The 18,289-nt window shown below is 60.3% G+C and carries 16 protein-coding genes; 8 read left to right on the top strand and 8 right to left on the bottom strand.

Annotated elements, in window-relative coordinates:
* Positions 1–138: 138 nt before the first annotated feature.
* Both BV106_RS18930 and BV106_RS18925 read right to left on the bottom strand, forming a co-directional pair.
* Positions 139–1,035, bottom strand: a complete 897-nt coding sequence (locus BV106_RS18930; RefSeq protein WP_038167201.1) for a sigma-70 family RNA polymerase sigma factor — start codon at positions 1,033–1,035, stop codon at positions 139–141.
* A gap of 33 nt (positions 1,036–1,068) precedes the next feature.
* Positions 1,069–1,608, bottom strand: coding sequence for a hypothetical protein (locus BV106_RS18925; protein WP_038167200.1), 540 nt, complete (start codon positions 1,606–1,608; stop codon positions 1,069–1,071).
* A gap of 132 nt (positions 1,609–1,740) precedes the next feature.
* On the opposite strand from BV106_RS18925, the gene BV106_RS18920 reads away from it, so the two are divergent.
* Entirely contained in the window at positions 1,741–2,370 is a 630-nt protein-coding gene (locus BV106_RS18920) for a hypothetical protein (protein ID WP_038167199.1), read from the top strand.
* Between the two features lie 583 nt (positions 2,371–2,953).
* On the opposite strand, the gene BV106_RS18915 is transcribed toward BV106_RS18920, so the two are convergent.
* Genes BV106_RS18915 through BV106_RS18905 form a run of 3 tightly spaced genes read right to left on the bottom strand, consistent with a single transcriptional unit; the run spans position 2,954 to position 6,670 of the window.
* Complete coding sequence (locus BV106_RS18915; RefSeq protein ID WP_265595839.1) at positions 2,954–5,191, bottom strand: hypothetical protein; 2,238 nt, start codon at positions 5,189–5,191, stop codon at positions 2,954–2,956.
* Positions 5,166–6,482 (bottom strand): DUF3142 domain-containing protein, encoded by a 1,317-nt coding sequence (locus BV106_RS18910; RefSeq protein WP_038167197.1) that lies wholly within the window; start codon positions 6,480–6,482, stop codon positions 5,166–5,168. Before BV106_RS18910 ends, BV106_RS18915 begins: the two co-directional genes overlap by 26 nt.
* Positions 6,479–6,670 (bottom strand): hypothetical protein, encoded by a 192-nt coding sequence (locus BV106_RS18905; protein ID WP_265595838.1) that lies wholly within the window; start codon positions 6,668–6,670, stop codon positions 6,479–6,481. The genes BV106_RS18910 and BV106_RS18905 overlap by 4 nt, the downstream gene beginning before the upstream one ends.
* Positions 6,671–6,803: 133 nt before the next feature.
* Here BV106_RS18905 and BV106_RS18900 point away from each other — a divergent pair, with 133 nt between their 5' ends.
* The 3 genes from BV106_RS18900 (at position 6,804) to BV106_RS18890 (ending at position 9,889) form a co-directional block, all read left to right on the top strand.
* A complete protein-coding gene (locus BV106_RS18900) occupies positions 6,804–7,721 on the top strand; it encodes a sugar phosphate isomerase/epimerase (protein WP_038167195.1) in 918 nt (305 codons plus the stop codon).
* Between the two features lie 105 nt (positions 7,722–7,826).
* A complete protein-coding gene (locus tag BV106_RS18895) occupies positions 7,827–8,303 on the top strand; it encodes a YetF domain-containing protein (protein ID WP_038167194.1) in 477 nt (158 codons plus the stop codon).
* A 350-nt stretch (positions 8,304–8,653) separates the two neighbouring features.
* On the top strand, positions 8,654–9,889 hold the full coding sequence (locus BV106_RS18890; protein ID WP_038167193.1) for an LL-diaminopimelate aminotransferase: 1,236 nt from the start codon (positions 8,654–8,656) through the stop codon (positions 9,887–9,889).
* A gap of 133 nt (positions 9,890–10,022) precedes the next feature.
* Here BV106_RS18890 and BV106_RS38670 read toward each other — a convergent pair whose 3' ends face one another.
* Positions 10,023–10,493, bottom strand: coding sequence for a chloride channel protein (locus BV106_RS38670; RefSeq protein WP_343123378.1), 471 nt, complete (start codon positions 10,491–10,493; stop codon positions 10,023–10,025).
* 47 nt (positions 10,494–10,540) lie between these two features.
* The gene (locus BV106_RS38665) at positions 10,541–11,362 is read right to left on the bottom strand and encodes a chloride channel protein (protein ID WP_265595836.1); all 822 of its coding nucleotides are present in this window, start codon (positions 11,360–11,362) and stop codon (positions 10,541–10,543) included.
* A 220-nt stretch (positions 11,363–11,582) separates the two neighbouring features.
* Here BV106_RS38665 and BV106_RS18880 point away from each other — a divergent pair, with 220 nt between their 5' ends.
* The 4 genes from BV106_RS18880 to BV106_RS35860 all read left to right on the top strand — a co-directional run bounded on the left by BV106_RS18880 (position 11,583) and on the right by BV106_RS35860 (position 16,909).
* The gene (locus BV106_RS18880) at positions 11,583–13,256 is read left to right on the top strand and encodes a glucan biosynthesis protein G (RefSeq protein ID WP_265595835.1); all 1,674 of its coding nucleotides are present in this window, start codon (positions 11,583–11,585) and stop codon (positions 13,254–13,256) included.
* 62 nt (positions 13,257–13,318) lie between these two features.
* Positions 13,319–13,933, top strand: a complete 615-nt coding sequence (locus tag BV106_RS18875; RefSeq protein ID WP_265595834.1) for a hypothetical protein — start codon at positions 13,319–13,321, stop codon at positions 13,931–13,933.
* Positions 13,934–13,956: 23 nt separating this feature from the next.
* Entirely contained in the window at positions 13,957–16,092 is a 2,136-nt protein-coding gene (gene mdoH, locus BV106_RS18870) for a glucans biosynthesis glucosyltransferase MdoH (protein ID WP_063767961.1), read from the top strand.
* Between the two features lie 40 nt (positions 16,093–16,132).
* Positions 16,133–16,909: an NlpC/P60 family protein gene (locus BV106_RS35860; RefSeq protein WP_265595833.1), complete on the top strand. Its 777-nt coding sequence runs from the start codon at positions 16,133–16,135 to the stop codon at positions 16,907–16,909.
* 91 nt (positions 16,910–17,000) lie between these two features.
* Here BV106_RS35860 and BV106_RS18860 read toward each other — a convergent pair whose 3' ends face one another.
* Entirely contained in the window at positions 17,001–18,266 is a 1,266-nt protein-coding gene (locus BV106_RS18860) for an ATP-binding protein (RefSeq protein ID WP_038167191.1), read from the bottom strand.
* Positions 18,267–18,289 lie beyond the last annotated feature (23 nt).

Here is an 18,289-nt window from a genome sequence, read left to right as displayed (position 1 = left end):
CTCCTACAATGACAGCCCCGCCACCGATGGCCATGAAGAGGGCCCAACTCATTTGGCCAACATACAGAAGCCAGTACCTCGAACTGCTCGATAGCGGGACCACTTGGTCAATATACCGTGAATTCGGCTTACCGCAAGCTACCCACCTGCCCCATCGCTCTCGGAAAACCACTTGAGCTTGTCAGGGTTGCGGTGGGCAAAGATGGCAGCGATCTTTCCATCACGGACTTCGACCGTCATGGCAGTGACAAGCTTTCCTCCCGAGAACAGCAACACCCCCGGAGCACCGTTGAAGGTTGTTTCCCGCACCCCATAGCCTGACTCCCCCGCTTCGCTGCCGCGCATGATGCCGGCAAAGAAACGCGCAATCTTGTCGCGCCCATGCAGGACGGTGGCCACCGCCTGGGCCTTGCCACCGCCATCGGAATGGAGCGCAGCATCTTCACCCAACAAATTCATCAGAGGCTCTATTTCCCCTACCCTGCAGGCATTCAGAAACCGCTTCAGCAGTTCTTCGTGCTCTCCGCGTGTGGCGGTGAAGCGGGGTTTGTCCGCACGCACCCTTTCCCGGGCACGAGAGACCAGCTTGCGACAGTTCACAGCGGGCTTCCCCAGAATCTCGCCAATCTCATCAAAGGTGTGACCAAACACCTCATGCAGCAGGAACCCCGCCCGCTCCACCGGTGAGAGCTTCTCCAAGACCAGCAGCAAGGCGATCGAGACGCTTTCATCCACCTGAGCTGCCTGCTGAGGCTCGACACTGCCCACCAAGGGCTCCGGCAACCACGTGCCAAAGTATTGCTCCCGTTGCACCTGGGCCGACTTGAGCCGGTCCAGACACAGCCGACTCACCACCGTCAGCAGCCAGCTGCGTGGAGCGTTGACCGTGGCGACATCCACACCCCGCCAGCGCAGCCATGCCTCCTGCACCATGTCTTCCGCGTCACTCACGGAGCCCAGCATACGGTACGCCACTCCCGTGAGGAGGCTACGATGCGATTCAAAGGCGTCCACATGCGGGTCCAGACTTTTCATGACAGCGAGGAAGGGGATTGAGAGTGGGGTACGTCAGGCAGCCAGTTCGGGGATCAGGGAGCAACTGGAGGCATGCCCAAGACCACGCTTGAGAGTGGGGTAAATTTTAGCGGCCACAATGGCGAGTGCCAGCTCTGCGATCACTTCCTTGCCCAAGCGCTGTTCGAGGCGGGTCAAAAGTTCAGGATCGAGCGATTCATTGGTCGCCACCGCCTGGGCATACTGGTGCACTTCCAATTGGTCGGCGCTCAGCCCCTTGCCACCGCGCAAGGCTCCTTGGATGACCTCCTCCGGCACGCCCGCTTCACGGGCCATTTTCACGCCGAGCAGGGTGCACGGCCCACAGTCTTCCGAACGGGCGGCCGTGAGCTTGGCGACGGTCAGGAGATCCAGCGGGGCCACGTTGTGATACTGGCTCATGCCCATGGCTCCTTCAAAGGCCAGGAAGGCTTCAGGAGAGACATCCATCAGCTCGTCCAGGTAGCTGACGTCATAATCATAGTGCTGCCCGAAGGCTCGGATGGAGGCTCGGGACGTGTTGATGCGGTCAGTGGTATTTAGAGTGTCGTTCATAACGCCCTTATGACGAGACCGACGGGCAGAGTGTGACCGGCACCCTCTGTTTTTTTAGGAACTTCGCGCTGTCCGCACCTCAACTCCCACTTCCCCAGCACGGGTGATTCCAGTACAATCCTTTTTTTCTCCATGAATGTCCCCTTGATTCGTCGTTGGCTCCTCAGAGTCTTCATCGTGCTGGTCTCGCTTCTGGGACTGATCGCCGCGGGTGGATGGTACCTTGTCCGCTGGCAGCCCCACATCTTTCAAGATCCCACATACCAGTCCGACCAGTTGCTCCCCTTCTTCAAAGCAACTGAGTGGACGCTCTTCTCGCTATCTCCCGGGCAGGTGTATCCTGAAGAGTCCCCTGCGCCCAGCGACAACGCGACTGCAGGCCCTGAGCTATTTTACGACCATCCCGTTCTTGGCAAGACGACAACCTCCGTTACCCCCGACCTCCGAGCCATTGTCACCGATCTGGACAAATCTGGCAAACTTTGGTCAGGAGGAGTCGTCTCCTGCTTCAGTCCCCGGCACGGAATACCAGCGAAGGTGGATAGCACCGTACACGACCTGCTCATCTGTTACGAATGCGCCTCAGCTCAAATCTACAAAGACTCCGTGCTGATGGGAACCATTTATCTCTCCTCCGACCAATACGATCAAGTGCAGCACGAGAAGCAGAACAAACACTTCAATGCCATCCTCACTGCTGCGGGAATTCCGACCGACCTGCCTCCGCAGGAGAGGCATCGGGGCGATGCATCAAAGCAGTGATGATTAGGCCTTCCCCTCCTCCATGACCGCAAATCGTCAGCTACTACTTCAACAAAGAAGATGTGCTGAGCCATCGTCGAGTCAGTATTCCCAAATCCTCGGCCCTGCTTGAGTTCCCTGCATTTCTCTACAAGGCGAGACGATCATGGGTGGCGCTAGCACCCGACCAAAAGACATTCCGATTCGTCCTCAGCTCGAAAGCCGACACAGGTCTCTGATACCACACCCTGTACACATCCGAAACCCCGATGCTGCGGCCCTCCACATTCGCCCCCCGAACCCGGAGGGTTCACCATGAATAGCCAGTGGTCGACCGAGCATAGCGAGGGCTACCACTGGAACGTTCCCGCCCGCCGCTCTACCACGGAGCGGTAGGCCCATCGAGTTGCCGGACCCCAGACGACATCCCGCGATACATCTCATCCGTCATTTGGTCCCTCCAGGCCTACCGCTGCGCGGTAGAATTCCCAACCCGGTCCACCATGGGTAGTCCTCGCTCCGCTCGGCCGACCCATGGCTACGTTTGGCGAACCCTCCGGGTTCATGAGATAACACGCGCAACACCGACGCACCGACGCACCGGCTACTGCGGCACCGGATCCACCGCTTCCTCCTCCTTGCTCCAGGGGCCGTCCATTTCCACGAACCAGTGCTTTTTGCCGGCTTCCTTGCCGATTTCGGTCTTGTAACACCGCCGTTCGATGGCCTGGATGAAACGATCCGCCTCCTTGGGGTAGCGACCTTTGAGCCACCCACCTGCCGTGTTCAGCACATCAGCGGTGATTTCCGACTGGTCGGGCAACAACCCAGCCGCCTTCCAGGCCAAGCCTGCGGCCACGTGGCGATAGTGATAACGCTTTTCCGGATTGAGCTTCGTGTTCGTCAGACGCTTCTTTTCATCCGGGCTGACCGGCACGACCAGACCCGCAGGTCCGGGCTTGAAATCCGGCTCTTCTTCATCGTCAGAGTAACCGATCTTCTGCTTCTGCCCAGTCAGGCGCTCCATGGCCGTGTTGGGTGAGATAAAGTCCCCAGCCGTGGAGCTGGAATCTGGACCGCCCTCTGTCCCCATCAACTCCATACCGTGATAACGGGCCACCCACGCCGCCGTGAACAAGGCGCGAGCCCGCTCCTGCTTGGACGCCTTCTCATTCGCCGCCGCCTTCAATGCCGCCACGTAGCGGTCATGATTGGGCCATTGATTCTCTGGAAGATAGGGCCGAGCCTCGGCATAGCGATCCTCCCGCATCAGGCGTCGCCCCAGCAGCGAACGGATCCGGGTGGCTTCGTCATGCTGCTTCGCCTCCTCCTCCGTGTAGTTGTCCGGATCCTTTGGCTTGGGCACCTCAGGGAAGTGCTCAGCCACGTAAGCGAGCAGTTCTTGGGTGGTCAACACCCTCTCGGCCACATAGGCGGCATCATCCCACATGTTCACCGCCAGGAAGGAATCGAGCGCGGCCAGATAGTCGCCTCGCGTGAGCTGGATCATTCCCAGATCGCAACTTGCGCTCCGGCTGAGCGGCATGGGATACGAGTCTTCTCCTAACGAGTTCTCCAATTCCTCCTTCTCAGGCAGGTCGCGCACCACCTCGGCCATCAACGTCGCCGCCAGTTTCAGGTCCCCGGCACGCCGGGCAAGCTTCGCCTTCAGCCAACGAGCGGCCGGACTGGTCCCTTCCGAGAGCTTCAACCAGCGACCGGCATCTTCATACTTGCCCATGCTGTAGGCCACCCAACCCAGATACTCGGCATCCGGCGTGGACTTCACACCGGTCTTGGCGACGGCCGCCAGCCACCGGGTCTGCCGGGAGGGATCTGGCTTGGATACTCCGCTATCGTTGTCCCAGGTGGAGCCGACGCCAACCGCAAGAACGTGGGTAGTCACCAGACGACGCAGCACGGGATCCGCAGCAGCTTTGGCCAGTGCGGCCTCCGTTGTCTCCACAGCATAGGCCGTTCCAACCACGGGTGACACCTTCACCGGATCATTGTCTGAATACGGGGACGAATCGCGATCCGGCACCAGATACTTCAGCGAGACCACCGCGGAGACATCACCAAGGGACAACTGGGTCAGGTAGAGCCGGGCCGACTGCGCGGTATGGCCAGACTCCATCTCCGCCAGGGCTTCCCACCCATAACTCTCCGCCGCCAGCCCCAAGGCATCAGCGTATCCATCTTTGACCAGTTTGCGTGTTTCCTGAAACCGCTTCACCGCCTCGTCATATTTCTTCTCGCCCAGCGCCAGCTTGCCCAGCATGGAGGCCGCCCAGGTGGAGCGGTATTTGCGATCTTCCGCCGGACGCTGCAGCAAAGCTTCCCATGCTGCCTTGGCCTTGGCTTTGTCGCTATCCATGGCGAGCGCTCCTGCATGATAGTCGGCAAATTCGCCCGGCGCTTCTTCTGCCGCGGGCACTTCGGCCTCGCCTTTGGCAAGGCCGCTCAGCTTTTGCCTGGCATGCCGGTGAGCTTGGAGGGCCTTGGCCGGATCCGCAGCCTTCACGCCGCCCGACTTGAGAGCAGCTTCGAACTCCTCGACGTCCACCTTGGCAGTGAAAGCCTGTCGATAGCCCTCAAAGGCCTCCTGATCCGTGGAGTCTTCTGGATAGGGCGCCGGGACCAGTTCCTCAGCCGCTTCTTGTTCTGCGGCCAGACGTTTGACCTCCAGTTCCCAGAAGAACTCCGGTGCCGCCACCAGAGGTTCCCCACGCTCACCGATCCAGGAACGGGGCATCCACATCCCCGTGGCAAAGACCTGTGCCGAAGCACCAGCAAATACTACCAACAACCCAACTCTAGCGGACAGGGACAACTTCAACATGGATTGGAGCGCCGGGTTCCAGACGCAGCCAGCCGATAGCACAATCCCCTCCGGGCGGCAATCGTCTCGCATTCCCAACGGCACGGAAAAACACGACGGACCTTTTCCCCTTCCGCACCTCCCAACCCGGCAGAGACTCGGCAACGGCGGTGGCATCAGTGTCCCAGCGAACTTCCACCCGGCAGCTCGGAGCTTCGTCTGACTCACCCGCATTGCTCAACACCAGATCGACCGGGTTCGGCAAGTCACCTCCTGCGTGACTGCTCCCCTCCACTCTCACCTTCCAGTTCTGGCTGGGTGGGCGTCCTTCCATCACCGCCCGCAGGGTCGGCCAGCGCCAGTTGTTTTCATCCGTGGCCACGGGAAGGCGGTACCACATGATGCCCTCCACATGAGCAGGCCTCTTCATCAGCCACTCTTTCATCATGGCCGCCATGGCGATCTCATCCAGCCCGTACTCCTTGATCCGGGTGCCTGATGGCCAGGAGGGACGCACGGAATCTGACGCCACGCCCACCAGTTTGCCCTCCGGGCTGTATCCCACGTAGGACCGATAGGTGGGCAGCGCGATTTCAAACGGCACCCCAATCGCCGACGCCTGCGCCACCCATCGCCTGGCCTGAGCAGGATCACAGATCTGGGTCCTGTCATCACCCAGAGGAGAGGACACCGAATGCACTTGGAGCACATAGCGCCTCGCTTCGCGGGCGAGGATGGGAAAGGCGGGCTCCGACAGCCAGGAAGGCAGCGCCGTGATGACCAGCGGCATGGAGCCTACGCTTTGTCGCAGCGCCTTCACCCATGCGGCATAACCGGTGAGCTTCTTCTGGGCACAATCGAAATCGAGCTGAAACTCCTGAACCTCCACTCCTTCCCTGCGGGCCTCTGCGAGAAGGCCCTGTGCCACCTGTTGCAGGCTGGCCACCACGCTCCCCTCTCCACTGAAGGGACCGGGGTATGGAGCCACTCTCAGAGCCAGACCGATGGGTTTCCCAAAGGACCGCAGCGCATCCCAGTCGATCTTGGGTCGAACCGGAAAAGGGGAACCATTCCGCCACTCCACCTCGGCCCCCAGCACCACACAACCTGCCAGCACGTCCTTCCCCTCCCGAAGTGACCTCGCCACTGGAGCACTCCAGTCCCGCTGCCACACATAGGCCCGTTGCGGGAGGTCCGCAGGTGATTGAGACGGGATCAGATCACCGTTCGCCCGCTGCTCCTGCCGACATCCAGAGAGGATCAAAAGGCTGGAGATTCCCGCCAGCAGCGCCAATGCACCCAGCCTGTTCATGGAGAAGCCTCCCCAAACTGACGATCTCCGTAGACTTCCTCTGGAAAGTCAGCTGCCACCGTACTCTGCACCTCTGGCAGATCCCAAGCCTCTGCGATCCACGCTGGATCTGGCGGCCCCCATCCCGCCGCCTTGGGGAAGGCCCGTGGGGCGGACTGGAGGGTGTGGAGATACTGAGATTTGTCCATTTTCAGTTCGGCTTCACGGGACCATCCCAAAAAATCCGCCCATCACAAGATCACACGGCCAGGAGAACCTGTCACATATTGAGAGAAATCCGTACTTGCACCCCGTTGGGGATCGTTCCAATTCTGACGTTCCATGATCAAGCTCACCGGCATCGCAGACGAAGCAGGCGCGTCCCTCGACGTGCAAATCAAGGCCCACCAGGAACTGGGATGGGACAGCATCGAATCCCGCGTCATCGAGATCGACGGCGTGAAAGGCAACCTGCACGAGGTGCCCGAGGCCACCTTTGAAAAGGCCTGCGAAACCCTCGCTGCCGCCAATATGAAGGTCAGCGGTTTCGGTTCGATCATCGCCAACTGGGCTCACAAGATCGAAGACGACTTTTCCATCACCGATGCGGAGATCGCCCGCGCCATCCCCCGCATGCAGAAGCTGGGCACGAAGTTGATCCGCGTGATGAGCTACGCCGTGCGCAAAGACGAAGCGGGCAAGGATCTGGAAGACCAGCTGGCCGACGAGCGCATCAAACGCATGCGTGAGATCAACAAGCGCTTCAACGACGCTGGTCTGACTGTGGTGCATGAGAACTGCATGAACTGGGGCGGCATGAGCGTGAGCTACGTGAATCGCATGAACGAAGCTGTTCCCGGCATCAAATGGGTGTTCGACACCGGCAATCCCGTTTTCATCGACGACCGTGACCGTCCCGGCCAGAAGCAGGACGCATGGGAGATGTACCAGGCCATCAAGCCCCACATGGTGCACATCCACGTCAAAGACGGCCGCTGGAACAAAGAGAAGAACGATGCCGACTATACTTTCCCCGGTGAAGGCGACGGTCAGGTGGAAAAGATCCTCTCAGACGTAGTTGCCAGCGGTTACGATGGCTACATCAGCATCGAGCCGCACGTCGCCGTCGTCTTCCACGGTGCCGGCGCAGCCGACGACCTTTCCCCTGAGGCCAAGGCCAAGGAGCAGTACGACAGCTATGTGAAGTACGGTCGCCAGCTTGAGACCCTGCTCAAGAAGGTGGGAGCTCAACTGGCGTGATCTGAAGATCCGTCCCTCCCTGCCTGTTTTGCCTTTGGCCCATCCCATTGCGGGGTGGGCCTTTTTTTCGTTTTCGCAGGGCACGATTTTGGACATGCTGGTGACATGTGGTCTATCTCCCTGCCCTGGTGGGAATTCGTCGTCCGCGCTGCGGTGGTGTACGTGCTGGTGCTGCTCATGCTACGCGTCACCGGAAAGCGGCAAGTAGGACAGCTCGCGCCCTTCGACCTCGTCCTGCTCCTGCTTCTTTCCAACGCAGTGCAGAACTCCATGAACGGAGGAGACAACTCCATCACCGGAGGCCTCGTCCTCGCCGCCACCCTGGTGGGCCTTAACTACCTCTTCAGTCTGGCCACCTTCAAGAGCCGCAAGCTGGAGACACTCATCGAAGGCAAACCCCAGGTCCTCATTCACAAAGGCCAGGTGGATGACGCAATCATGTCCGACGCCAAACTTACGCGGCACGAATTGGAACTCGCCCTCCGCCGCCACGGCTGCACCTCCCCGGCTGAAGTCCGTCTGGCGGTGCTGGAGAACAATGGGGAAATCAGCGTGGTGCAGAAAATGAAAGCCTCAGATTAACTACGGAGGGATATCAAAACTTCAAAAATCAAAATTCAATCCTCAAGTTGAGGGCGGCCCAGCCCAGACGAAAGATCTGAACTCCCCGCGCAGGAGTTCGCGCCCAACGAAGCGTTCAGAAAACCGAGCGAGGGATATTCCGGCCCGGCCCGGCCCAACATTCAATCACCCTAGGAGACTGTAGGGAGAGCGCATCGCGCAATTGATCCCTGACTCTCGCGCACCCCTTTGAAGTTTGAATTTTGGTTTTTGAAGTTTCGAAACTCCCCCTCCTCCCTTCCCTTTTTAGAATCACTTGGCATTCCCCCAACCTTCGCTATCCTCACTCCCCTCTATCACCCGTTCACGTCATGGCCCTCATCAACGAAAACTACCTCAAGCTCAAGGCTGGTTACCTTTTCCCGGAAATCGCACGCCGCGTCAAAGCCTTCACTGAGGGCAATCCTGAGGCCGCCAAGCGCCTCATCCGCTGCGGTATCGGTGACGTGACCGAGGCCCTTCCTGAGGCCGTTCGCTACGCCATGCACGAGGCGGTGGATGAACTTGGCAACCGCTCCACCTTCAAGGGCTACGGTCCGGAACAGGGCTACGACTTCCTGCGCAACGCCATTGCCGACAACGACTACAAGGCCCGCGGTCTGCAGATCGAGGCCGATGAAATCTTCATCAGTGATGGCAGCAAGTGCGACACCGGCAACATTCTGGACATCTTTGGCCAGGGCAACACGATCGCCATCACTGACCCCGTGTACCCCGTGTACGTGGACACCAACGTGATGATCGGCAACACTGGCGAGGCAGACGAAAACGGCGCCTACGCCGGTCTTGTGTACCTCAAGTGCACGCCCGAGAACGGGTTTGTGCCGGATATCCCCCAGGAGAAAGCGGACCTGATTTATCTTTGCTATCCCAACAACCCTACGGGTGCTGTCGCCACACGCGCCCAGCTTGAGGCATGGGTGAAGTACGCCCGCGAGAACGGCTCCGTGCTGTTCTATGATGCCGCTTACGAGGCCTTTATCCAAGACCCTGCCATTCCCCATTCGATCTTTGAAATCGAAGGAGCCCGCGACTGCGCCATTGAGTTCCGCAGCTTCTCCAAGAACGGCGGATTCACCGGCGTGCGCTGCGCCTACGTGGTGATTCCCAAGTCCCTCATGGGCCGCAAGAAGAATGGCGAAGCCCTGGCACTGCACCCTCTGTGGTCCCGCCGCCACAGCACCAAGTTCAATGGTGCCAGCTACATTGTGCAGAAGGGTGCAGAGGCTCTCTACTCCGCTGAAGGCAAGACTCAAACCAAGGCGCTCATCGAGCACTATATGGGTAATGCCGCCCTGCTCGTCGAAGCATGCAAAAACGCCGGACTTCCGGTGTTCGGCGGGGTCAACGCCCCCTACGTTTGGGTCGGCTGCCCTGCTGGCCTCACCAGCTGGCAGATGTTCGACAAGATGCTCAACGAAGCGAACGTCGTGATCACTCCTGGCAGCGGCTTCGGCAGCGCCGGTGAAGGTTACTTCCGCATCAGCGCCTTCAACAGCCGCGCCAATGTGGAGGAAGTCTGCCGCCGCATCGCCGCGCTGAAATAGCCCTCATCACCCCCGTGGCTCATCAGAGCCCGCACCAGAATCTTGTCGGCCCGGTTCCTTGAACCGGGCCGTTTTTGTATCTTCTTCAGTCTCCTTCGCAACGCCAGACCCTGGTTCGCGGCAACTGCTTTCCTCAGCCCTGGGGTGGCGGCGGCTTGTTCCAATCGCGCAAGCTCACCCCGCTCTTGCCCATGTCCCCCGGCAGGGATCCCTTTCCCGTCGCCATGCGTTGCGACAGGTAGATGCCCGAATGCCCGCTGGAGACGAATGCCACAAAACAGGCGACGGCAAAATAGACGGCATAGTGCGCCCCAAACAGCTCCACACCCATGAGGGTGCAGGCCAGCGGCGTGTTTGCCGCCCCCGCAAAGATGGCAATGAAACCGAGTGCCGCAAACAGGCCCACAGGCTCATTGAGCAGCGCTCCCAGTGCATTTCCCAGCGTCGCCCCCACATAAAAAAGCGGCGTCACCTCGCCCCCTTTAAATCCACTGGCCAAGGTCACTCCGGTGAACACTAGCTTCCCCAGCCAGCTCCAGCCGGATGCCCCGCCTGGTTCAAACGAGGACAAGATGGACACCGCCCCACCGGGCGGAGCATGCACCCCCAACCCAAGAAAATCCCGGGTCCCACAGAGAAACACTAAGCCGATCACCACCCCCCCCCCAGCACCGGACGAAGCGGAGCAAAAGGCAGTATCCTGGCAAAGCCACGCTGCAGCCCGTGTGTCACTTCTGAAAACAGGCGGCTCGCCAGACCAAAACAAATGGCCGCACCAGCCACCTTCAAGAGCAAGAGCGCATTGAATGCGGCATGGCTGCCGGACCCGGGCGCGACATCCAGATGATAAATCGTGTGATGCACACCCCAGGCGGCACAGGTGGCATCCCCCACGATGCTGGCGACCAGCACCGGGACCAATGCATCATATTGCACCCGGCCCACCACCAGCACCTCCATGGCAAAGACCGCCCCGGCCAACGGCGTGCCAAAAACGGAGCCGAACCCCGCTGAAACGCCACACATCAGCATCATCCGACGCGGGGCTGGCCCCAGTCGAAACCAGCGGGACAACAGAGAAGCCAGACTTCCTCCCATCTGCACCGCCGTCCCCTCCCGGCCCGCTGAGCCACCGAACAAGTGAGTGACCAGGGTTCCAACGAGCACCAAAGGAGCCATGCGGGCTGGCACGCCTCCCCCAGGAGTATGGATCTCCTCCAGGATCAGATTGTTTCCCTTGTCCGAACCCCGCCCCCAAAAGTGATAGAGCACCCCCACCAGCAGCCCTCCCGCTGGCAACCCCCAAAGCAGCCGGGGGTGAGCCCATTGCAAGGCAGTGACCCAGTCCAGCGCTTGGAGAAACAAGGCACTCGCACTGCCAGCCAGCAAGGCGACCGGAAGGGCCAGGAGTATGCCCCTGAACATCTGGACAAACTCAGTCGCCCACCGACGCTCTGCGCCCGCCACGTTCATGCCTCAAAACAGGCCCCCTCGCCCCGTGAGTTGCCAGCATCCCTTGCCATGATGAACACTGAATTCATTAGCTTGTGTATAGCAATTAAGCGCGGCAACCGTCTGCCGCAACCTGCACAGCATATTCCATTTTGAACATGGCACGCGCAACGCTTGACGGAAATGGAAGTCGCGGCATTCTTGCCGCGCTTCCGCACCTTTTTCTGTGAAGCATCGCACTATGCATCGCCGTTACACTCTCGCAGGTCTGTGCTCGTTGGTCTTGTCGCTGCCCGCCGTGGCGCAAACTCCCGCACCGGCACCCTCTCCAGCGCCTGCGCCCGCCCCGCAAGCCGTACCCAACAACCCGGCTCCGGCGCCTACACCTGCGCCAGCACCCGCTCCGGCGCCAGCGCCAGCGCCAGCCGTCCCCGTGGAGGTTGCTCCATCGCCCGTGGCGGGCATCCCACCCATTCGCACCTACCTCGACCTCGAGGCCTACGCATCCCAGTTGGCTCAGAAGCCCTATGTGGCTCCGACCATGAAACTGGATCCGTTTTTCGAGAGCCTGAAGTATGACGGCCACCGTCAAATTCGGTTCAAGCCTGACAAGGCGCTCTATGGCGATGTGGACCATTCCTACAAGGTGGAGTTTTTCCATCCCGGTTGGATGTTCCGGAAACCCGTCGAATACTTCCAGATTGACGGCGGCCAGCCCACCTTCATCCCCTTCGACAAAACGCTCTTCAACTATGGCGATCTGAAGGTTCCCGATCAGGCGATCTATCCGAACGGCTACAGCGGCATGCGCCTCCTGGCTCCGGACACGCTGCTCGACAAGCGTTTTGAGTTCATGGTGTTCATGGGAGCCAGCTACTTCCGCGCCGTCACCTCCAAGCAGGGCTGGGGCCTCTCCGCCCGCGGTCTGGCCATCAACACCGTAGGGGGCGAGCCCGAGGAGTTCCCTGACTTCACCCACTTCTGGTTCCTCACCCCTAAACCGGGTGACAAGGTGTTCCACTTCTACGCCCTGCTGAATGGCCCCAGCGTGACCGGAGCCTACGAGTTTGAAATCGAGCCCGGTGAAACCACCGTCATGCGCATCAGTGGCTCCATCTTCCTACGCAAGGTAGTGAAGCTTCTGGGTCTGGCTCCTTTCTCCAGCATGTTCTGGTACGGGGAGAACACGCACCCCAAGCCACTCGACTTCCGCCCTGAAGTGCACGACTCCGACGGGCTGCTCATCGAGCAAGCCCACGCGCCCACTCTCTGGCGTCCCTTGGACAACGGACGGGAACTTCGCCACAGCGTTTTCGCCATCGAAGGTATCAAAGGCTTCGGTCTGCAGAAGCGTGACCGCGAGTTCAAGAACTTCGAAGACCTTGAGGCCCGTTACCACGAGCGCGTTGCCGTGTGGGTGGAGCCCATCGAAGGCTTCGGCCGCGGCAAGCTGCACTTGATTGAAATCCCCACCGGTGAAGAGACTTGGGACAACGTGGTCACCCTCTGGGAACCAGACATTTTCCCCACCTCCACAGAACCGCTTCGGTTTGCCTACAAGCTCAACTGGCTGAAGGAACACGAGCACGGCCTGGCCAAGGTCACCGCCACCCGCTGGGGTGAAGGTGTCGCCACCACGGAGATCCCGAACGACTTCGTGTTCGTCCTGGACTTCACAAGAGGTCCCGTACCTGCCAACAAGCCTGCGGGCTGGGTGCCGGACGTCGCGGTCAATATTCAGGGAGATGCAAAGGTGTTGGACAAGCGGGTGATGGCCAACCCGGAAACCGGCGGCTGGCGTGCGTTCTTCAAGCTCGATATTCCGCCCGCCACCAAGTTGCTGGAAATCACTTCTGACCTGCTCGACGACAAAAATCCCATTTCCGAGCGCTGGAACTACCAATGGCGTCGATAGTAGAATAAGTTGCCGCGGGTTTGCGTCAGTATCACCTTTCCGGCCCGCGGTCCCGTTCTTCCATGTCGCTATCTGATCTTCAATCCGCCCTCCCGATGGAGGCCGTCACCATCCACTTCGCGCCCAAGACGGGCTCGGAGGAGGAATGGAACGAGGCCTACGCCCGGCTGGCTGACTACTTCCGGTCCTTCCGCCTGCACAATCGCATTCGGAGGACACAGCTCATTCTGGAAACGCTGCGCCGTGCGGCAGATGCCCACGAGGCTGACCCCAAACGGACTCCGACCGCCCATGCCATCGAGCAGGCTCGTCTCATGCTGCGTGAGTGGCTGGGGCAGATCTATGAAGGCATGGAATTGACGGAGTCCCAGATCGAAGGTTCAGGCCGCCTCGGCTTCCACCTTTGCGATGGGCCCACCCGCTGGCCCCATTTCTTCATCGATCGGGACAACCTCCCGCCCGATATGGCCGAAGCCATGCGCTCCGCCATCCGGGCCTCTGGCCCCCGTCTCCAGGTCTCCAAGATGACTCCTCGCGCCATCGACCTCGGGTTGTTCGGTGATGAGGAGGAAGATGAGACCGACCGTCGCCCCTTCGCCTTCGTCCGCTATTTCGTGTTGTTGTTGTTTGTGGCCGCCGTCCTTACAGCAGTTTACCGGTTGACCATTGACAAATGAGTACCCCCGCCGTTCACCCACCCATGGGTAGCCGCACCGCGCAGCTTGCATCTCATGCAGGGTTGCCCTCCGTCACGACTTCACGGATGCGTCGGGCCACGTTCTTCTCGTTCGTATTTCTGGGCACCGTCATCGGCATCTGGCTGCTGTTTCTCATGCTGCAGGTGGATGGCATGGCCTGGTATGAAGTGGGCATCATCCTGGTCTTCATCCCCCTCTACTACCAGCTCAACGTCGGCTTCTGGACGGCCTTGATTGGGGTGTGGATCATGAACCGGGCCAAACCGGATCCCGTTGACCTCTTCCGCACCATCACCAAGGACGACCTTGATGCTCCGCTGCACGCCACCACGGCCATCATCATCCCGGTGTACAACGAAGACGTCACCCGCGTCTTTGAAGGCCTTCGTGCGGTTTACAACTCGCTGAACAAGACCGGCAAGCTCGAGCATTTCGACTTTTTCATCCTGAGCGACTCCGACGATTCCAACAAGTGGATCGAGGAGGAAACGGGGTGGCTGGAGCTCTGCCGCCAACTCAACGCCTTCGGCCGCATCTTCTACCGCAAGCGACGCACGCCCATCAACCGCAAGAGCGGCAACGTGAGCGACTTCTGCCGGCGCTGGGGCAAGCGCTACCGTTACATGATCGTGTTCGACGCGGACAGCGTCATGAGTGGCTCACTCATGGTGAACATGGTCCGCATCATGGAGAAGAACCCTGGCGTGGGCATTCTTCAGACCTTTCCCAAACAGATCGGAGCGGACACCTTCCTGGGCCGTGTCATGCAGTTCGCGCAGGCGCTCTACGGCCCGGCCTTCATCGCGGGGCTCAACTACTGGCAGTGTGGTGAGGCCAACTTCTGGGGCCACAATGCCATCATCCGTCTCGCCCCTTTCATCGAATACTGTGCCCTACCGCCGCTGCCGGCCAAGGTTCCCTTTGGCGGGCACATCATGAGTCACGACTTCGTGGAAGCCGCGCTCATGCGAAAAGCTGGGTATGCCGTACGGCTGATCCCCACAGACCACGGCAGCTATGAGGAGGGCCCTCCCACGCTCATCGACATGCTCAAGCGTGACCGCCGCTGGTGCCTGGGCAACATGCAGCACTTCTGGCTGCTTTTCGCCCGCGGCTGGCATCCGATCAGCCGGCTGAACTTCTTCCACGGCATCATGAGCTATGTGAGCTCCCCGCTGTGGCTGATCTTCCTGGTGCTGGGCACGATCATGGCTGGCATGGGTGAGGGGGTGATGGGGCAGCAGGCCAGCTTTGCCGGTCAGCTCCTTCTCCTGCTTACGCTCATGTTCATCTTCCTGCCGAAGACCGTTATCGTCATGGATGAAGTGGTCACGGGGCGCATGTTCAAACCCTTCCGTCTTCGCATGCTGACTGCCTTCAGCAGCCTGCTTGATACGCTGCTCTTCACGTTCATGGCCCCCGTGATGATGATCTTCCACAGCAAGTTTGTGATGAAGACCATCCTGGGCCAAGGCGTCAGCTGGGTGGCCCAGCGCCGCAAGCTGGGCTCCGGCATCGACTGGCGGGAACCAATTCTCACCTTCGGGGGCACTTCCATCCTCGGCGTCGCCTGGGGAGTCCTGGCCTTTTTCATCTCTTCGAACTTCCTCCTCTGGATCAGCCCTGTGCTGCTCGCCCTGGTGGTGGCCATTCCCTTTGCCATCATGACCTCCAGCAACCGCTCCCTTCAGCGGTTTGGCCTGTTCCTCACCCCTGAGGAACTGCACCCGCCGCCGGTGCTTCAGGCGCTGAACCAGCACCTCAAGGAGGTGAAGGACCGCCCGAAGATGCAGCCCGAAATGGAGCAGCGCTACGGTCTCATCCAAGTCTGCCTGGATCCCTACGTGAACGGTCTGCACGTGAGCCTGCTGCGTCGCAGGAAGCACCCGCACCACTCCCGGGAGTACTTCGCCTACCTGGCGCAGAAGCTGGTCGCCCAAGGGCCCAATTCGCTGAGCTCCAAGGAGCTCGTGGCGGTGCTCTACGATCAGGATTCGGTCACCCACCTGCACTACCAGCTCTGGTCGGCGGCGGATGAGAACCTCGCACCGTTCTGGCGGCTCGCGATCCGGCAGTACAACCTCGTGGCCCCCAATCCCTTCACCCATCTGCTTGCGCAGAAGGAAGTGACGGCTTGAGCCATTTGAAATCGTCTGGTAGCATCCACGCATGCACCCCGTGACGCCTTCCACCTGCCTGGCATGCCTGCTGGCCGGTCTGCTATCCGCCCCGGTCCTGCGTGCCCAGGATTCCGCCAGCAACACCCTCCCCATTCCTCCCCTGCCCACCGCGGCCCCGCGGGCCAAGGTCGCGGAGCCTGAGGAGTCGTTGTCCACCGTCATCAAACCTGCTGGATCGGCCAAGGCGGCCCACGTCGCCACCCTTTCGCCCGATGAGATCGAGGGGTACGACGGCTATCCAGCCCCTCTGCAGACTCTGGTCACCGAGGCACTGGCCCTCACCAAGCTGAATCTGCGCTACCAGTTCGGCTCTTCGGATCCCAAATCTGGAGGCATGGACTGCTCTGGCACCATTTACCACCTGCTGCACAAGCTGGGCGTCTCTGACGTACCCCGCCAGTCCAGCGAAGTCTGCGACTGGACCATGCGCCAGAGCATGCTCTACCGGACCGAGCACGTCGGGAATCTCAAGGACCCGGCCTTCTCCGCGATGAAGCCCGGAGATCTGCTTTTCTGGACCGGGACCTATGAGAGCAATGCTCCCCGCTCCACGCCAGTCACTCACGTGATGATCTACCTCGGGAAGCGCAAGGAGAACGGCAAGCCTGTCATCTTTGGCGCCAGCGACGGCCGCTCCTTCGATGGCGAACGTCAGAACGGGGTCAGCGTCTTCGACTTTCCCCTGCCCAAGCCGGGCAGCCCCGCAGAGTTCTACGGCTACGCTCCGCTGCCCAGTGCGGCCTGGGAGAAGATCCGCGGCGGCAAGTCACGGTGATCTGGGCCGCTCTGAATCCACCTTCATAGGAAGGTGGATGAACCTACGGGCTTCCCAGCCCGCCCCTGAGTCTCGATACCTTGAACCACGCTCAATCGGCGGACAGCAGCTGAGGAACAGCTGACTGGGTCTCTTCCGTGACCAGCAAGTCCCCGCCTTTGCGCGGGATGCGAATGGTGAAGACAGTCTCGATGCCAGGACGGCTGTGCAGCGTGATGGTGCCACGATGGGCTTCCACAGCCCGTTTCACAATGGAAAGCCCCAGCCCCGTCCCCTTGATCTCCTGGGAATGGTGGCGAGCCACCCGATAGAAGCGCTTGAAGACAAACGGCAGATCAGCATGCGGAATGCCCACGCCGTTGTCCCGCACCTGAATCTCCGACGACTCCGCCTCCTGGCGAAGTCGGATCACAACCTCCAAGCCCTTTGCCAGGTTTTCCTTGAGGGCGTTGCTCACCAGATTGAAGAGGATCTGGTCCCAGTAGTAGCGGTCGCCGGAGATCACTGCGGAGCCCTCCTCCATATCCAGCGTCACACTGGCATCTTTACTCTGAATCACCGGGCTGAGGCGATGCACCACGTCCTGCGCGCAGGCACGGAAGTCGAACTCCTCCGCACGCACGGCATCGTGCTCACCCGACTCCATGCGGCTGATGACCAGCAGATCTTCCACCGTGGAAGCCAGGCGGTCGCCATGCTTCTTCATCACCATGTAGGCACGCTTCGCCTCTTCTGGTGTCTCGATATCGCCTTCCACCAGGTTCTCGAGATACCCATTGATGATGGACAGCGGCGTACGCAGTTCATGAGAGGCATTCGCCACGAAATCCTTGCGGATCTTCTCCAGCGCATGCTTGTCAGTCTCATCCCGTAGCACCATGAGAAGCGCGCCGTCCATTTCGGTTGGCATCGTGGCCCGCAGGGAAAGCACTTCCACAGAGTACACACGATCCTCGATCGTCTTGGCCTGGCCGCTCATGGCCACCAGGAACTCCTCCTTCACCCGTGTTCCCTTTTCGGCAGCGGTGGCCACTAGTTCCACGATGCGGTGATCCCGCACGCACTCCAGCAGAGTGCGCCCCACCGGCTCTGACACCGGCTGAAAGAACCGCATGGCACCGCGGTTCACGAAAATAACTTTGAGCTCGGGGCTGACGATGAACAATCCATCGTCAATGCCGTCCACCAGCTGGTGCAGCATTTCCGCCCGGCGTTGATTTCGCTGCACAAAGCTCTCTTCCACCTTCAGCTTCTTCATCAGGTCTGCTTCCAGCTCACGCACGTGAATCCGAGATCGCAGCCATAGCCAGCTGCACACCACCAACGTAAACAGCACCCCGATAGCAAAAGCGGTCATTTGAACGATAAAGGCCGGGGTGC

It is taken from the genome of Verrucomicrobium sp. BvORR106, assembly GCF_000739655.1.
In the GTDB taxonomy this organism is placed as follows: Bacteria; Verrucomicrobiota; Verrucomicrobiia; order Verrucomicrobiales; family Verrucomicrobiaceae; genus Verrucomicrobium.
Note: the sequence above shows the minus strand (reverse complement) of the source record. Positions and strands in the feature narration are given on the sequence as shown.

Coding starts and splice junctions, on each gene's coding strand:
- BV106_RS18890 (WP_038167193.1), top strand. CDS start 8,654: ATGGCCCTCATCAACGAAAACTACCTCAAGCTCAAGGCTGGTTACCTT.
- BV106_RS18920 (WP_038167199.1), top strand. CDS start 1,741: ATGAATGTCCCCTTGATTCGTCGTTGGCTCCTCAGAGTCTTCATCGTG.
- BV106_RS18930 (WP_038167201.1), bottom strand. CDS start 1,035: ATGAAAAGTCTGGACCCGCATGTGGACGCCTTTGAATCGCATCGTAGC.
- BV106_RS18860 (WP_038167191.1), bottom strand. CDS start 18,266: ATGACCGCTTTTGCTATCGGGGTGCTGTTTACGTTGGTGGTGTGCAGC.
- BV106_RS18905 (WP_265595838.1), bottom strand. CDS start 6,670: ATGGACAAATCTCAGTATCTCCACACCCTCCAGTCCGCCCCACGGGCC.
- BV106_RS18880 (WP_265595835.1), top strand. CDS start 11,583: ATGCATCGCCGTTACACTCTCGCAGGTCTGTGCTCGTTGGTCTTGTCG.
- BV106_RS18900 (WP_038167195.1), top strand. CDS start 6,804: ATGATCAAGCTCACCGGCATCGCAGACGAAGCAGGCGCGTCCCTCGAC.
- BV106_RS18925 (WP_038167200.1), bottom strand. CDS start 1,608: ATGAACGACACTCTAAATACCACTGACCGCATCAACACGTCCCGAGCC.
- BV106_RS18895 (WP_038167194.1), top strand. CDS start 7,827: ATGTGGTCTATCTCCCTGCCCTGGTGGGAATTCGTCGTCCGCGCTGCG.
- BV106_RS18910 (WP_038167197.1), bottom strand. CDS start 6,482: ATGAACAGGCTGGGTGCATTGGCGCTGCTGGCGGGAATCTCCAGCCTT.
- BV106_RS18875 (WP_265595834.1), top strand. CDS start 13,319: ATGTCGCTATCTGATCTTCAATCCGCCCTCCCGATGGAGGCCGTCACC.
- mdoH (WP_063767961.1), top strand. CDS start 13,957: ATGGGTAGCCGCACCGCGCAGCTTGCATCTCATGCAGGGTTGCCCTCC.
- BV106_RS38665 (WP_265595836.1), bottom strand. CDS start 11,362: ATGAACGTGGCGGGCGCAGAGCGTCGGTGGGCGACTGAGTTTGTCCAG.
- BV106_RS18915 (WP_265595839.1), bottom strand. CDS start 5,191: ATGTTGAAGTTGTCCCTGTCCGCTAGAGTTGGGTTGTTGGTAGTATTT.